15 protein-coding genes are annotated in these 15,797 nt (G+C 60.9%); 11 read left to right on the forward strand and 4 right to left on the reverse strand.

The genetic code is table 11. The annotated features are described in order from the left end of the window. The first annotated feature begins 808 nt into the window (after positions 1 to 808). Positions 809 to 1,501 (forward strand): winged helix-turn-helix transcriptional regulator, encoded by a 693-nt coding sequence (locus ABIB95_RS44955; protein WP_354248902.1) that lies wholly within the window; start codon positions 809 to 811, stop codon positions 1,499 to 1,501. Between the two features lie 97 nt (positions 1,502 to 1,598). Further along, positions 1,599 to 2,039, forward strand: a complete 441-nt coding sequence (locus ABIB95_RS44960; RefSeq protein ID WP_354248903.1) for a YybH family protein — start codon at positions 1,599 to 1,601, stop codon at positions 2,037 to 2,039. Positions 2,040 to 2,852: 813 nt separating this feature from the next. Here ABIB95_RS44960 and ABIB95_RS44965 read toward each other — a convergent pair. Beyond that, on the reverse strand, positions 2,853 to 3,599 hold the full coding sequence (locus ABIB95_RS44965) for a C13 family peptidase (RefSeq protein WP_354248904.1): 747 nt from the start codon (positions 3,597 to 3,599) through the stop codon (positions 2,853 to 2,855). Between the two features lie 179 nt (positions 3,600 to 3,778). On the opposite strand from ABIB95_RS44965, the gene ABIB95_RS44970 reads away from it, so the two are divergent. The 5 genes from ABIB95_RS44970 (at position 3,779) to ABIB95_RS44990 (ending at position 8,054) form a co-directional block, all read left to right on the forward strand. Next, positions 3,779 to 4,153: a hypothetical protein gene (locus ABIB95_RS44970; protein ID WP_354248905.1), complete on the forward strand. Its 375-nt coding sequence runs from the start codon at positions 3,779 to 3,781 to the stop codon at positions 4,151 to 4,153. 171 nt (positions 4,154 to 4,324) lie between these two features. Beyond that, positions 4,325 to 4,738, forward strand: coding sequence for an amidase family protein (locus ABIB95_RS44975; protein ID WP_354248906.1), 414 nt, complete (start codon positions 4,325 to 4,327; stop codon positions 4,736 to 4,738). Between the two features lie 397 nt (positions 4,739 to 5,135). Next, the gene (locus ABIB95_RS44980) at positions 5,136 to 6,530 is read left to right on the forward strand and encodes an ammonium transporter (RefSeq protein ID WP_028158034.1); all 1,395 of its coding nucleotides are present in this window, start codon (positions 5,136 to 5,138) and stop codon (positions 6,528 to 6,530) included. A gap of 74 nt (positions 6,531 to 6,604) precedes the next feature. Continuing rightward, positions 6,605 to 6,949 carry a DUF8820 family protein gene (locus ABIB95_RS44985; RefSeq protein ID WP_049826351.1) on the forward strand — a complete coding sequence of 115 codons (345 nt, stop codon included), beginning with the start codon at positions 6,605 to 6,607 and terminating at the stop codon, positions 6,947 to 6,949. Then, a complete protein-coding gene (locus tag ABIB95_RS44990; protein ID WP_354248907.1) occupies positions 6,927 to 8,054 on the forward strand; it encodes a DUF6745 domain-containing protein in 1,128 nt (375 codons plus the stop codon). The genes ABIB95_RS44985 and ABIB95_RS44990 overlap by 23 nt, the downstream gene beginning before the upstream one ends. Positions 8,055 to 8,068: 14 nt before the next feature. Here the strand turns inward: ABIB95_RS44990 and ABIB95_RS44995 are convergent, their stop codons facing one another. After that, a complete protein-coding gene (locus ABIB95_RS44995) occupies positions 8,069 to 8,599 on the reverse strand; it encodes a hypothetical protein (protein ID WP_028158031.1) in 531 nt (176 codons plus the stop codon). Between the two features lie 391 nt (positions 8,600 to 8,990). Between ABIB95_RS44995 and ABIB95_RS45000 the strand changes: the two genes are divergently transcribed. The 3 genes from ABIB95_RS45000 to ABIB95_RS45010 all read left to right on the forward strand — a co-directional run bounded on the left by ABIB95_RS45000 (position 8,991) and on the right by ABIB95_RS45010 (position 12,594). Further along, positions 8,991 to 9,998 (forward strand): cupin domain-containing protein, encoded by a 1,008-nt coding sequence (locus tag ABIB95_RS45000; protein ID WP_354248908.1) that lies wholly within the window; start codon positions 8,991 to 8,993, stop codon positions 9,996 to 9,998. 316 nt (positions 9,999 to 10,314) lie between these two features. Beyond that, positions 10,315 to 10,659 carry a potassium channel family protein gene (locus ABIB95_RS45005; RefSeq protein ID WP_028160647.1) on the forward strand — a complete coding sequence of 115 codons (345 nt, stop codon included), beginning with the start codon at positions 10,315 to 10,317 and terminating at the stop codon, positions 10,657 to 10,659. A 330-nt stretch (positions 10,660 to 10,989) separates the two neighbouring features. Beyond that, on the forward strand, positions 10,990 to 12,594 hold the full coding sequence (locus ABIB95_RS45010; protein ID WP_259187929.1) for a sensor histidine kinase: 1,605 nt from the start codon (positions 10,990 to 10,992) through the stop codon (positions 12,592 to 12,594). A 218-nt stretch (positions 12,595 to 12,812) separates the two neighbouring features. Here the strand turns inward: ABIB95_RS45010 and ABIB95_RS45015 are convergent, their stop codons facing one another. Both ABIB95_RS45015 and ABIB95_RS45020 read right to left on the reverse strand, forming a co-directional pair. Beyond that, positions 12,813 to 13,193 (reverse strand): hypothetical protein, encoded by a 381-nt coding sequence (locus ABIB95_RS45015; RefSeq protein ID WP_155256205.1) that lies wholly within the window; start codon positions 13,191 to 13,193, stop codon positions 12,813 to 12,815. A 26-nt stretch (positions 13,194 to 13,219) separates the two neighbouring features. Beyond that, entirely contained in the window at positions 13,220 to 13,651 is a 432-nt protein-coding gene (locus ABIB95_RS45020; protein ID WP_354248909.1) for a hypothetical protein, read from the reverse strand. Between the two features lie 1,529 nt (positions 13,652 to 15,180). Between ABIB95_RS45020 and ABIB95_RS45025 the strand changes: the two genes are divergently transcribed. Next, complete coding sequence (locus ABIB95_RS45025) at positions 15,181 to 15,753, forward strand: hypothetical protein (RefSeq protein ID WP_354248910.1); 573 nt, start codon at positions 15,181 to 15,183, stop codon at positions 15,751 to 15,753. The last annotated feature ends 44 nt before the right edge of the window (positions 15,754 to 15,797 follow it).

The following is a 15,797-nucleotide window of genomic DNA, read 5'->3' on the forward strand; positions in this document are numbered from 1 at the left end:
CAGGCGAGCTTGCCTGACACCCTCGCGAACTGTGCACGAACGAAAAGTGCACGTATCTGGTGCGGTTTCTGGTGCGGTCGTCGCGCCGACGCCAACGAAGACTAACCAAGATACTGATATTCTTGGTGGGCCCGGCAGGACTCGAACCTGCAACCAGACCTTTATGAGCGGTGGGTCTGACCTGACCTCGCATAGGGCAGGGCTCTTCTTCAGCGGTTCGGCCAAAAGGCACTTTGGTGCGCGAAATGCACCTCAGTTCGTTTCTCGCCTCTCTAACCGATTGAGATCGCGCAAAATCCGAACGCCCTCCGAGCGCACCATAAACCCAAGCGGCGATACGTCGTCGCAATGGGTTTCAGACTGGGCAAGCCTCCAGCTCGGGAAGTCCTTTGCTACCACAACGCTCGAGACGCACCCCGCAATCCGTCTGAGCGCGATCGCGAGAAAAGGACTGGATGCTAAGCGACATGTCCGCTTATCGAGCGACAGGAGACCGCCGCCTCTTGGTCGGACACCGTCAGCTTTTGACTCCAAGCCGACTAATTGCAGGAGTGGTTAGCTTCATGTGACATGGCCGCTGTTGCAGATCCCCAGGAGCCGTATTCGCAGCGGTTCAGCTCCGCCTGGATGCGATGCAAGCGCCCCGCTTGGGCGATTAGCGCTATGGGTGGGTTAGCAGGCCCTCAAACTGCGACAGTTGAACTGTCTCAAAAATCTCGCGCACCAGGAGAGCCTCTCTACCGACGCGCCTGCAATTGGTTCAGAAACAGAACTACCTGGCTGCCCCTCGTGATGATAAAGTTCTCGCATGAAAGGCTATGGATCATTTTGCCCCGTAGCTAAAGCTGCGGAAATTCTCACGGAGCGATGGACTCCGCTCGTGCTACGCGAGCTATTGCTAGGTTCTCACCACTTCAACCAGCTTCGCCGTGGCGTCCCCCAGATGTCGCCGACCCTCCTCTCCAAGCGCCTGCAATCGCTAGAAGAAGCAGGGCTAGTCTCACGCCGATCAGGCGATAATGGGCATTGGGAGTACCATCCGACTCAGGCGGCCATGGAAGCCTGGCCAATCATCGATGCAATGGGCTATTGGGGCCACAAATGGGCGCGCAGCCAGCTCACGCCCGATGAACTCCACGCGGGCCGGCTCATGTGGAATATGCGCCGCTCGTTCGATCTGAAGTACATTCCATCCGACTTTGTGCTGTACATCGAGATTGCGGACGCCCGGCAGAAGCGCTGGTGGTTTGTTGTGAAGAGGAAGGAAGCCGATCTCTGCTGGAATGATCCCGGCTTCGAGGTCGATATCAGCCTCTATGCGAGCATGGTGACGCTTGTACAGGTTTTCATAGGCGACCAGCCGCTGCTACGGGCGTATGAGCTCGGCAAGATTGAGATCGACGGTCCTAACCATCTTGTGAAGAGCATGCCGGCTTGGTTCCCGCGCAGCAAATATGCCGTGAGGCGCCTGCGGGCCGCAGATCAAGTCTTAGCCAGCTGAGAACACCATCTCCAGTCCACTTTTTGGACTAGCGCTTCCCCCAGCAGTAGCTGCGAATACGCTCACGCGCTGAGTATCTCAGCTAATGGAGGCAAAGATGACTCGCATATCACTCGCTTCATTCGCGCTTATTCTGATCGTCAGCCATGCCAATCAAGGATTGGCAGATCCGCTCGCGGATAAGCTGACGTCGATGAACGCCCAATGGGATGCTGCCATTAACAACGCGGACTTCGATGCTCTATTACCATTGTATACCGATGACGGCAGATTGTTGCCGCCTGGCGCGCAGCCCGTCACTGGCCCTCTCGCAATCCGTGATTTCTTTGCTGGGCGGGGAAGAAGCGTCAGAGATCATAAGCTTGAGCTTGTGGACGTGCTACCCATCGGGAACTATGCCTATACCACGTCCCATTTCACGGCCACGTTAGTGGTGAATGAGAAGGCGGCGCCAGTTTCCGGCAGCACTGTGAGACTGCTTGAACGCCAACCCGACGGGCAGTGGAAGATAAAATCTCATATCTTTGTTAAAGAATGAATTCGCGTCTGCCACAGACAGTCGGCACCCACAAACCTGACTGCGACGGGTAGCAGGTGATAAATGATGGTCATGCGCCCTATTGGCCCGTAGCCGTCCTTCTGTCGGGCAACTGTGATGTCTGCTCCAAGGGGTAGACCGGACTAGGCACAGCGGGTTGTTTCAAGACCGCTTATGACCCTGGCCGTGTAAAAACGCGAAGATCAAAACATGGCAAGAATTACATTCTTCAGCTCGTTCTCTAAGTTGAACGCGCTTGCGAGTTTGACCGCTAAGACGGTCTTGAACGAATACCTTGTTCTATCGCCGCCAAACGTCCTGGCGTTTTCACACAACCAAGACCCGAAGGCGACCTTAAACTCGTAACCAGCGAGAGGCTGATCGCAGCTTAGCAGAGTCCTTGGTGGGACTTAGCACAAGCGGCACGCTCCCCAGGATCCGCAGCAACCCGCGCAACCACCGAACCCCCAGCCACCATACCCCCAGTCATCGAACCCGATGTCGTCATAGAACCCGATGCTGAACCCGCAGCCGCCGCAACCGCAACCACGGAAGCCACGGCAACCACGGAAGCCACCGCAACCACGAACGCCAACAAACCCACCACCACCGCAACCTCGGCCGCCGCCGCACCCGCCGCCACCATGGCCGCACCCGCAACCACCGCACCCCCGCGCTAGCTGCACGCCGCTGCCAAAGTTTTCTCTATCGAAAAGATGGAACGTGGCCAGACTGACGTCGGCCATTTCCTCTTCGCCAAGAAAGAAGCGCTGATTTGGCGAGGTATTGGATTGCGGGATATCGGCAGCGGGTTCAAGGGCGTGCGACAAGCAATGGCAGCACGTCTACGCCGCCTGCCATGAGGGGATTCGACGGCTCGAAATGCTCCCGCAATTCTCGCTTCCGGACGAGTGAGCGCGCATCGAGAAACGCATCCTTCAGGCTGGCCGCTTTCCGGAGCGCGACATTGAAAAAAGCGTCGCCGAAATAGGTCCACTTGGCCTTGTCCTGACAGCCGAACGACGGATGGTTGGCATCGGCCGCGGTGATGACCAGCACGTCGGGATTCGCCAGACGCGGGATAAAAACCCCCGAATAACAAGCCGAGATGACCACCACCTTGTGCCGCACACCTGTTTTCGCGAGCATGTCGCCGAGACGAGATGGCGTGAGCGTTTCTGTGAGCCGCCCCGCCTTGATTGCAAGGCCGTCAGGAGAGCCATGCGAGGTGAGAATCAAAAAGAGAACATCCTTCTCGGTATCCAAGCGGTTGGCTGCCGCCTGCAACGACCTGGTCAGAGCTTCGATCGTTGCATTTCCGCCTTTCTTGGAATTGTACTCCACGTTGATCGGGCCAGTCTCGAAACGGCCGGCTACGACCTGAGCTGCGCCGGTCGCCTCGGATCTAAACACGCCTTGATCGCCGAACAGGCCAAAGGACACCACGCCAACCTTTCCGGCGTCCTCAACAGCATGTACCGGCGAAACCAACGGCCAGATGGTCAGAAAAAAAGCGACGAGCGGCGCGACGTGCCGCCTGATCGAGGACCTGGAGGTCATGGCGAACCTCGATTCGAGATCGCCGCCACAGAACTGCGGCTCAACGCAAAATAGCCGAAAGCCAGTGAATTTTCATCCTTCGAAACGGCACGGGTATTGGTCCGGATATGGCCCGTCCGAGACATCCAACTGCACCGAGTGATGTCCGCATTCAGGGATATCCCGGAAGGCATGTGTTCATGTGGGCCGCCGAAGCGGAACCGGAAATTGCGTGGGGCGAGCGCGCGCTGCGGCTGTCTCCGTTCGATTCCTGGTCGTTCGCGGCGTTTGGCTCGCAGGCGCTCGGACACTTTCTTTTGGAGCGACCGGATGAGGCGGCAAAGGCGGCTTACCGGGCGGTGCAGTCCAATCCAGGGCACAGCATCAACTATGTCATCCTGATCGGGCCCCTGGTCACGCTCCGCCGGTTCGACGAGGCGAAGGCAGCCGCTGCGCGCGTAATTGAATTGCAGCCCAATTTTAGGATCAGTCAGCAGTTTGGCGATGTTGACTGCGCGCCGGCGCTCGCCACGAAGCTCGGCGCGGCATTGCAGACGGCCGGATTACCCGAGTAGTTAGCCAACCTTACATACTCGAGCATGTCTGCAGTTGGCCCATCGCTTCAGTTGGCGTAGTGCCACGCAATGGGCGGTCAAGTGAAGAACCCTTACGCGCCGGCGCTGATGGATGATCGCGGCATCCCGGTCGTGCCGCCGGGCGGATCGAGCGCGGGCTAGGCTGTCGCGGTGGCGGCCGGCCTGTGCGCAGCCTCGATCGGCACCGAGACGTCGGGCTCGCTGCAGTATCCCGCGAGCCAAAACGGCCTCGTCACTGCGAAGCCGACCGTTGGGCTGGTCAGCCGGGCCGGGATCGTGCCGATCGCGCACAGCCAGGACACTGCAGGGCCGATGACGCGGACGGTGCGCGACGCGGCGATGCTGTTGAACGTGCTGGCGGCCAAAGACCCGCTCGACCCGGCGACGGAGCGGCAGCGGCGGCCGGTCGACTACACCTATGGCGGCGGGCTGATCTACGACGCGCTCGGTTCCTACAACATGGCCTGGCGCATCGGCGTGGCGGTGGGGCTCGCCGCCGGCATCGTCGAGATCGCGTTTGCGCTGATCAAGCCGACCGCGCCGCCCTTGATGCGAACCGCATAGGCATCGTCAGCCACTGCTCATTCGTTGGGCGATGGGCTGCTGCGTGATGCAGCGCGTGGCGCGGTTGCCGCAAAGCAGCAAACTGGAATCGAAGCGCATTCAGTAGCTTGAATGAATCGTGTCGATGGTGCGAATCTTGCATGTCCTTTGACCAAGAATTGGAACCGTCTCTGACGCTTTCCGATCTGGCGACAAGGGAAAGGCCGATAAGCCATGAGGCTGGTCGGTGCCAGTCTCCAGCCATCGACGCTCGACGACCTCATCGCGCCGAGCCGCGCTCATTGTGTCCCGAAAATCCGAGCTGATCTCGCTGGCGTCGTCGCGCCGGCGCGCATGATCATCTCTGCGGTTCCACTCAACAGGGCCCAGAAGACATCTCTTGCGACTTGGGAGGACGATGATGGAATCAAGAACATCCACCCGCCAAAGGCTCGTGACATTGGTGGTCGCGTTGCTGGGAATTGCACTGCTCTACCTCGCCCTCGGCGACGTTGCGCTCGCGGAGGATGCGGGCCCGCCAGCCTGCGGCGGCAAGATCCTCGAGAAGTGCACGCCCAATCCCGGCGACACCGCCTGGATGCTCACCTCCGTTGCGCTGGTGCTGATGATGACGGTCCCGGGGCTCGGGCTGTTCTATGGCGGTATGGTGCGCAAGAAGAACGTGGGCGACACCGTGATGACGAGTTTTGCGGTGACTTGCCTAGTTACGATTCTGTTCGCGATCCTGACCTATAGCCTGGCCTTCCGCGCCGGCACGCCGTTCATCGGCGGGCTGGACCGCATGTTCCTGAAGGACATCCTCAGCGACATCGGCAAGGGCGGGATCGGCAACCCCAATCCGCTCGCGGCGACGATCCCCGAAAGCGTCTACATCTGCTTCCAGATGACGTTCGCGATCATCACGCCCGCGCTGATTGCAGGGGCCTTCGCCGAGCGGATGAAGTTCTCCGCGATGCTCTGGTTCATCGGCCTGTGGGCGATCTTCGTCTACGCGCCGGTCGCGCATTGGGTGTGGGGCCCTGACGGCATCTTCGCCTCCGGCAACGACGCCGCCTGGGTCAAGGTGCTCGACTTCGCCGGCGGGACTGTCGTGCATATCAATGCCGGCGTGGCAGGCCTGATGTGCGCCATCATGCTCGGCAAGCGCAAGGAGGCGGGACCGGCCCACAACATGGTGCTGACTTTCATCGGCGCCTCGCTGCTGTGGGTCGGCTGGTTCGGCTTCAACGCGGGCTCCGCGGTGACGGCAGGCATGCAGGCCGGCATGGCAATGCTGGTGACGCAGATCGCGACCGCGGTCGCCGGCTTCACCTGGATGCTGGTTGAGTGGTCGCTCAAGGGCAAGCCGACGGTCGTCGGCATCTGCTCGGGCGCGGTGGCAGGCCTCGTCGCCATCACGCCCGCGTCCGGTTTCGTCGGCCCGATCGGCGCCTTCGTGATCGGCATCGCGGCCGGCGTCCTCTGCTACTGGGGATGCACCGGGCTCAAGAACATGTTCAGCTATGACGACGCGCTCGATTGCTTCGGCGTCCACGCCGTCGGCGGCATCGTCGGCGCATTGCTCACCGGCGTCTTCGCCGTCGAGCAATATGGCGGCACCGCGGGGGCTCTGGAGGGAAACCCGGGCCAGTTCATCAACCAGTGCATCGGCGTCGCCACGGTCTTTGTCTACGATGCCGTCGTCAGCCTGATCATCCTGTACGTGATCAAGCTGTTTATCGGTTTGCGGGTGTCGGAGGATATGGAGCGCGACGGTCTCGACCTCGCACTGCATGGCGAGGTCGTGCACTAGATCGCCGACGGCAATGTTGAACGAATCCGGCCATCCGCGTTCCCCGCGGATGCGCCGGCACGGGAGAAGGCACGATGACCGAGATTTTTGCGCAAGGTGACCTGCTGATCGAGCGGGTACCCGATGTAGCGCCATCGGGAACGCTCGCCGAAATCGCCGAAGGTGCGCCTCTGGTCCTGCTGGAGGGCGAGGCCACGGGACATTGTCATGCGATCCGCGAGCGCGTGACGCTGTTTCGCGACGACGATCTGGCGCGCGACATTCCGGCCGGGCTCTATCTCGGGCATCTCCAGATCGCCTCGGCCTATGCGCGGGTGACGCATCAGGAGCATGCGCCGCTGACGCTGCCGCGAGGGACCTATCGGGTGCGCCGCCAGCGTGAACTGGGGCCTCGGGATGCGCGCGTCCTCGCCGACTGAGCAGGCGCTGTCTGCGGGGCAGATGGCGGCGTTGGGCGATTACCGCGCGCGGTGGAGAGCCATCCGACGCTCAACGGCGCCTGCCGATCGCGACACCCCGGAGCAGGGCGTGCGTCTTGCCTATGAGGCCGCAGGACTGGAGCCGCCGGCCCGCATCGTATGGTGCGACAGCCCGCTGGCGCTGTCCGGGCTTGCCGGCCGGATGCCGCAGGGCGACGGCGGCAATGTGCGCTTTCGTCTCCTCGATCGCCTGCGCCGGCGCATAGCTTCGCAGGCTGAAGCGCGGGTTCACCGGAAGGTGCTTGCCGCGGTCGACAGCGCAGTCAATCCCGCCGACCTGCTGGTCGCCGCTGCGGCCGACGCGGTGATACGCAGCGTGCCGGAGCAAAATCTGTCCATGCTGGGCCAGCTGCGCCGAACCGGCCTGTCGTTCTCCGGCGTGTTACAGGCGCTCGCTGCTCCGCGGGGCTTTTCGACCTGCGCAGCGGGGCCGCACGATCTGTCGTGGCTTGGCGCTTATGACTATCTCCGCGAGGTCCTTGGTCTGCACGCAGAGACGGAGCCGCTGCGCGGCCTGATGCAGCTCGCGACGAGCGTGGGCTGGCTACAGCCGCACGAGCACACCTGCTGGCTCGCGGAGCGACCGAACCTCATGTGCGGTGACGCGCGCGACCGGCTGCATCACGCCAGCGGTCCGGCACTGCGTTATCCCGACGGCTGGTCGATCTGGGCCTGGCGCGGGGTGGAGGTGCCCCGCTGGATCATCGAACATCGGGACCGGATCACGCTCGCTGCGATCGACGAGCAAGTCGACGTCCAGGTCCGCCGCTGCATGATCGAGATCATGACGCCGGAACGTTACGTCGCGCTCGGCGGCGCCACCTGTGTGGCCGAGGACGAGACCGGAATCCTGTGGCGCCGCAACTGGCTTGCCGCGGACGCCTGGGCGGCCGTGGAGGTCGTCAACGCCACGCCCGAGCCGGACGGCACGCGCAGGCATTTCTTCCTCCAGGTGCCGGCCAATCTGCGCACGGCGCGCGAAGCGGTCGCATGGACCTACGGCATGAGGGCTGAGGCCTACGCACACCTCGTGCTGAGGACGTGATGCATGCGTGGTCGCTAGCTGCGGTAGTAGCGCCACATCCGCAGGAAGGTGCGATGGATCATGTCCGGCGGCTGATCGAACGGCTCGACATTGATCCGCACCATGTTGGTGTGGCTCATCCGCCAGGGCAGGCGCATCAACCAGCGCCAGAACGGCTGCTTGCGCCAGTCGGCCACCAGCGCGCTGCTGAGCGGTGCGTTCAGCACGATCTGGAGTTCGTGCACCGTCATGGCGCGCTCGGCGATCTCGACAAGATCGATGCGCTCGATGGCGCGCCACCGGATCAGGCCGAAGGCCTGGATGAAGATGCCGTATTGGTTCGCGCCGATTGTGGGCCGGCCGGTCTCGAGCAGCGGAATGTTGTAGTAGGTAAACCCGGCCGCGAGCGCCGCGAGCGCAAGCCAGTAGAGCGCGCCGGTGAGAAGCGCGGCCGTGCAGAAGATCGCGGCCAGCGCCGCCGTGACGTAGACCGGGAAATAAGTATCGTCGCGGCCATAAGCGACCGAATAGCCACCGACATGTCCCTCGTCCAAGGCTGCGATCATGGACGTGGAGGCTACGACCATCGGCCGCAAATAAAAACGGGGTCGCGCGGGGGCCCCGTCGGTGCTGCAGGTGGCCTAGGGGTTTGTCCTTATGTGCGGCCGCTTGGGAGTCTAGAGCGGACGTCGCGCTGCCTGGTCGTGATGGGCCGCTTCTGACCCGAAGCTGACACTAACACCGCTGTACGGTGGTTTTGACCAGTTGTAACATTGCATCAAAAGGAGGCAAGGCATTCGGGGCGCCGGCCCGCGAGCGGTCTAAATATTTCCAGCAACTTACCGCGGTCGCTCGGTAGTGCGACATCAGGTGTCGGGGCAACCTGCCGCAATGAATGGCCCGAGCGGGCGCGTGGTGTCGGTACATCACGATCAACGCCATCATGGAGATATCATCATGTCAAACGTGCAGCGGCGTGACGTTCTTATCGGCTCAGCGCTTGCTGCGGCAGCTGTGGCCGCGGCAAAGCCAGCGCTGGCCGGCGATCCGAGCTTCATGAACAACGTCCCCGATCCGCTTCTCGCGGCCGATGATCTGCCGACCTTCAAGTTCGCCCTGGAGAAATCCGAGGGAAAAGTCATCGGCGAAAGTTCCGGCAAGGAGGCGACGGTCAAGCAGCTGCCGATCTCCAAAGGCATTGCTGGGGTCTCCATGCGGCTCGAACCTGGCGCGATGCGCGAGCTTCATTGGCACGCCACAGCAGCCGAATGGGCATTCGTCATCGAGGGCGGCGTTCGCACCACGGTCATCGATCCGCAGGGCCGGGCGGAGACCAACGAATTCGAACCTGGCGATATCTGGTACTTTCCCCGCGGGCACGGCCACATGCTGCAGTGTCTCGGTAGCCAGCCCTGCCACTTTATTCTCATTTTCGACAACGGGTACTTTTCCGAGTTCGGCACCTTCAGCATCACGGACTGGATCGGCCACGCGCCGAAGACTCTTCTGGCCAAGAACTTCGGCGTGCCCGCGGCGACGTTTGACTCGTTTCCGAAGACGGAGGTCTATTTTGCCCGCGGGGCAATCGCTCCGGCACAGCCGGCCCCCCCGTTGCAAGGCGTGAATCTGCCGCCGCAGACGCACAAATACCGTTTGCTCGCCCAGGAACCACACGGGGTCTACAAGGGCGGCCGGGAGTGGCGCGTCGATGCCAGTCGGTTCCCGATCTCGACGACCGTGACCGGCGTCATCCTCGATCTCGATCCTGGCGCGTTACGCGAGCTGCACTGGCATCCTAACGCGGACGAGTGGCAATACGTGATCGACGGGCGGGTGTCCGTCACCCTGTTCGGCTCCCACGGACGGTTCCGCGTCGAGACGCTGGAGAAAGGCGACGTTGGCTACATTCCGCAGGGCTACGGGCACTCGATCGAAATGTTGGCAATACGCCTGCGCGCATCCTGATTGGGTTCAACGCCGGCACTTACGAGACGATCAATCTGTCGCAGTGGATTGCCGGCAACCCCGCTGACGTGCTCGCCGTCAATTTCGCCCAACCGTCGGAATTATTCGAGAAGTTTCCCAAGCACGACGTGTTTCTCGCGAGCGCCAGCGGCCCTGACAAATCGGCGCGATCAGATGGGCGGTAGTACGTGAGGGTCCACAGCAGCAATCGGGACACGGAGCTTCTAACCGCGAAGTGCCCGAACTAAATTTTGTGTCGATCCGTTGATGAGCTGCGCCACTTCTGCAGCGCGGCATTTGCGGAGATCGCCCCGACATGAACCGACCAACACCGAAAACGTTGCAGCGGCGCTTTTTCTTGGCGCTTGGTCATGCCATTCACGTGACGTGGCCGGTGTTGTCGGCAATTCTGGCGATTCAGCTTGCCCTGGGCTTGCTGACTGGTTTTGTTGAGGGCTGGTCTCTCGGGGATGCAGTCTATTTTACTTTCATTACCGGCCTTACAATTGGTTACGGTGATCTCGTCCCGAGGCAGACGTTGACGCGCGCACTTGCGATAGGAATTGGCTTCCTCGGGCTCTTTGTCACGGGTCTCATAGCGGCAATTGCGGTCTACGCCATGCACTCTGCGCTCACCAATGCCGGGAACGGAGGCGAGTGATCCTGATATCGATGAGGTGATCAAGTAAGAGTGCCGTTTGCTGCATTGGATGAGTCAGCCCTTGGCCCATCAGCGAAGTGGCGACACCTTTCATTGAGGTCCGCTTGGTGGAGTAGAGCGGACTGACTTTGCTCACTCTGAGTTCTTCGCATTTTGACCCGAAGCGGACCTTTAAGTGCCGCCCGGTCCGGACTAGCAGCAGGCCACCGAAACCCTGCAAGCGCGTCTTCGGCAAGTTGAAAACATCGTCTCGAAAACATACGCTCCGTCCAGACGAAACTCAGGGCAGCTTCGTGCCGCGCGTTCCAGCCGCTAGGAAGATTCGCTCCGATGATGAAGCCCGCCGTCATTATCCCGGAGGATCAGTCTTTCGCCCTTGCGACCTTACCGCCCGGCCGGGCGCAGAAACGGCTTGCCCTTGCGGTCATGCTCGCTTTCCTGGGCGTCGTCTTAATCTTGGCAGGGGCGCTCTCGAACGTCCAGCTGGCGCGGATCGATAGCTTCGTCCCGGCCTACGGCACGGCGATGTTCGTGAATGACATGATCACCGCGGTCCTGCTGTTCAACCAGTTCGCCACCCTGCGTTCGAGTGCCCTCCTCGCAATCTCAACCGGGTATCTCTTCACGGGGCTCATGCTTGTCCCCTGGATGCTGGTCTTTCCAGGGGCGTTCGCGCCAGTTGGCCTGCTTGGCGCGGGGCTACAGAGCACGGATTGGCTCAACGCTCTGAGGTACGCCGGTTTTCCTACGTTCGTCATCGCATATACCCTTTTGAAGGTTGCCGATCCGCCCAAGCGATTGTGGGAGGGCTCAGTGGGCGCGACGATTCTTTCGAGTGTTGCGATGACGTCAGCCGTTGTGTGTGCCGTGACAGTTCTTGTCACAGTGGGTGAGGCATACTTGCCCCGCATCATGCTCGACCCGGTCCATTTTTCTACCCTCGCGCTCTATATTGCCAGTTGTCTAATCCTGTGGAACGCAGTTGCGCTCACTTTGCTCTGGATGCGCCAGCGTTCGGTGCTCGATCTGTGGCTGATGGTGGTTGTTTGCGCATATGCATTTGAGATCTATCTGGTCTCGTTTCCCGGTTTTGCCCGGTTCAGCGCCGGCTGGTATGCTGGCCGGGTCTTCGGGTTCGTGTCCAGCATTCTTGTACTCTTTGTCCTGCTGTATGAGATAACGACGCTTCACGCGCAGCTGCTCGGCGCGGTCCTGGCGCAACGTCGCGAACGTGAGGCGCGGCTGATGACCGGCGACGCCGTCTCGGCTTCAATTGCCCACGAAATCAAACAGCCATTAACGGCGATCATAGCCAGTGCCAACGCGGGATTGCACTGGCTTGATCGTGTCGAGCCTGACCTCGATAGTGCCAGGAATGCATTTCGGCGCGTCGTGACCACCGGACACCGTGCGGACGCCGTGATCGAAAATATCCGGGTGCATTTCAAGACGGGTGCACGGACCCGGACTTCGCTCGATATCGACGATGTCATCCAGGAAGCTCTGGCCGTCGTCCGTGACCAATTGCGGAGACATCGGGTCGCCGTTCAAGCCGACGTTAACAAACGGCTGCCGCGGATAAGAGGCGAACAGGTTCAGCTCCAGCAAGTGCTGGTGAATTTGATTACGAACGCAATTGACTCCATGGCCACGAAGAATGGGGAGCGGGTCCTATCCATAAGGTCTGAAGTCCATCACTCCAGATACGTGATGGTATCGGTAGAAGACACGGGGGAAGGTCTAGAGCCCGGCGGCGCCGTGGATCGGATATTCAACCCGATGTTCACGACCAAAACGGATGGCATGGGCATGGGGCTGTCAATCTGCCGGTCGATCATCGAGGCGCATGAAGGACAAGTATGGGTGACCGCCGATAAAGGCCGCGGCGCCATTTTTCACTTCACGGTTCCGGTAGACTCGGACAGCCCATCCTAGTAGCCGCCTGAGTCCGACTTTGGCCCTTAGCGTCGAAGCGTACCCATCACTTCGGCGTCGGCTGTTCGGGGAAGACCGGACATGGATGCAGGTATGCCAAACCGACGCGAATTGCACTAAGCCGCTGTCGCGGTAGAGCACGACGGCTCGATATCCGCGAGTAGGGAAGTGGCTCCGCTGCCCGGCGACAGATCGGCCCGGGTGGGCTCTGCCAGCAATTAGCTGCGCATGGCGGCGCGGAAACCGACGAAGCTCAACGCGCCCGCCACGGTGACGGCAATCCAGCTCACCCAAAACGGCACATCGACGCCATTCAAGGTGACGGACCATCCATCACAATCCGGATCAACTGCAAAAGCGCGCTCAAGGCAAAGATGGCGGCGGCGAGCGTGCAAAAGGTTCTTATGGTCATTGCCCGTCTCCGACGGCACACGAGGACGTGGCTCGCCCCCGCAGCCAAAATGGGGAGGGGCCGGCGCGGCGGCCGCATTCTCAATGTGTCGCACAATCGCCGTTTCGCGACGCCGCGAGTCGGGATCACTTCCGCCTTTGGCATAAATGCGAAGTGCAGCGATGTCCGCGGTTACTGTGAGCGGCACTTCGTCCCCACAATCCGCGGGCAGTGTTACTGCGCCAGAAATCTATATGCGACAATCAGAGCCACCATGCTCGCGAAAATCAGCAGTGCTGGAAGGGGTTCTCGGATCATTGGCTTCGTCGAATGCAGTGCAGCCGATAGACCGGGCTGATTAGGCCGTTTCTTGAGCCGCACGACTTTGCCCTCTGTCATTGGTGTGCGAGCCTTTGGTTCCGGGGGCGCGCCCACGCCTCCCATCTCGCTGTAATAAGCGCTGTAGACCTCGCGAACGGCTAGGGCCGTGGACTCGGCCTCGCTCATTGTCTCGAGCCGAGTTCGATAGTTAGTCAGAAAGCTTTGGGCGCTGGACGGCAGGTCATCGAAACCACCGAGCTTGGCCATCATGAGCCAGGTGGCAAAATCCGCTTCAGCCTTCGTGCGCGCTTTCTTGGCGATACTAGCTTTGGAGCTAGAGGACATGGTGGTCCGATTGGTTTGAACCCGGCCGCGAAGCTGTTCATTGACACCATCCGCGCGGCGGGAAAGGCAATTGGCAATCCAGTCACAGTAATGACGGCGCGGGAGAGTTCAAACGCGAATCTTACCAACTAGTCGGCTCCTGGCCCAGGTTGAAGCGGACTGAGCAGGCTAGCTAGGGTAGGACTCACCTCCGCTGATGCCCCAACGGCAGTAGCTCTGCAACGCACATACGAACAGTAAACGCGGAAAGCAGCGCCTGCAGGCCGATCCATTAACGTTTGCGGATATCCACTCCTTCGCACCCTGGCCGCATTCTTCCGCACGTGCAAAGGGATATGGCAACTGATCGGCCAAATCCCCAGCTCATCCACGGTCGTAAGCCACGGTCCGAGTGCCGCGGCGAAAGAGATTTGGCAGGCTGCTGCACTTCGCAGCTGCGGCTGCTTCGGACCCGGACTAGTCACGAACACAATGAATCCGCGCCGCCAGTTTTGAGCCGTATGGCCGCCCATGTCGGCGCGAAGGGTCGAGGGGGTGGGGGCGATACACCGGGAGTTTTCGATGTCCGGTTATTTGAGATTTTGCTTCGCTGGTTTTGCTCTCGCTGGAATTCTTTCAACGATGCCCGCGTCCTCCGACCCTCTTGACGACTTGTTCAATATCGCTCCGCGCGCACGTGCTCCGACCTATCCGGCGCGAGCGGAATGCTTGGCGCGGCCCGGCGACTCGGTCCCCGATGGCCAGCATTGGGTCTATCGAGTCGATGGTTGCCGCAAATGTTGGTTCCTGGCTGAGGGCATTGCGACGGTGAAGAAGCCCGTTCGTTCTCGCACAGCTAAAGATCCCGTGGCTAGTCGTAAGCGGAGCCCGGTCGTTGACGCGCGCGCAGAGTTGCTGCGGCCCAGACCGGCCGAGCAGTCTCAGCCCCCTGTCCCTGAATTCAAAGTAGCTGAGGCTGCTTCCGAACTTGGAACGAGCACGACGGCCCCGATACCAGCGGTACCCGACCTGTATCGGCGTACCAACCAGCTCACGTCGGAGTTCTCCGTGCCGCCCCAAGTTGACGTAGAGAAGCTTCTTGCGGCTGCGAGTGACGCCGCTGCTGCCTCGATGCCCCCGGTTCTGCCGGTGGGCATGGGCCCTAGGGGGGCCGGCGATGAGGGGAGGGGCTGGGCGGTGACCTGGTTGGGCTTGCTGCTGATCGTCTTAGGAGTCGGCTCCGTATCGAGCTCAAGCCGTGCGCTACGCGAAGCCGTGCTGTTGCGCTATCGGGAATTGATGGGTCTCGGAGCCGCACCAGGAAGAGCAAGCTACGGCATGTAGTTGTCACGTGGCGAGATCTCGGCATGTCGCCGTGTGACCCAAAGCGGATCTAGCCGCCCATACCTCATCCCGGTTAGATGAAGCGAGACGCGACGTCTTCGGCCTCTAGGACGGGATGGCTTAAAGGATGTACCCACTTATAGTTGGTTCGCTGGCCTGACGAAACAGCCTAAGATTGTATTGGATGCAGCCGAGGAGGACTTCCGATGCGCAGGCAGCCTGTTCCGCTTACCCCGGGTGACCTGGTCAATCATCAATTCGGCACCGACGACAACCTGATAGGCACCCCAGGCGCACCGACCTCGTTCGGTGATGCTGGTGGCAGCATGTTCGACTTCTCGAAGGGAGGGAACGACACTTTCGATGAAATCGGACCTTCCAACTACACATTCTATGGGGACGTGGTCGGCAGTATTTTCGATTCTGCTCAGGGCGGCGATGACATTTTTAACGGACTCACCGCGACCGGTGTCACTGCCTACGGCGACGCGGGTGCCGACATGTCGGACCAAAGTAAGGGCGGCAACGATACCTTCTTGAGTGGTACCGGCAGACAGCAAATCAATACGTTCTTCGGCGACGCTGGCGGCACCATGTCGGGTCATGCTCAGGGCGGCGATGACAGTTTCATAACTCAGACGGTACAGGGCGGCACCCACACCTTTTACGGTGACGCGGGCGGCGACATGTCTGGCCATAGCAAGGGCGGGGACGACAGCTTTCAGGGCTCTAGTACCCACTTTTCTTGGAACGTGAGTCGTGATTCAAGATATGGATGATCCCTGAAGCAAGAGAAGTCCGCCTTTCGCGGAAAGATCGCACG

It is taken from the genome of Bradyrhizobium sp. LA2.1, assembly GCF_040547725.1.
Taxonomy (GTDB): Bacteria; Pseudomonadota; Alphaproteobacteria; order Rhizobiales; family Xanthobacteraceae; genus Bradyrhizobium; species Bradyrhizobium barranii.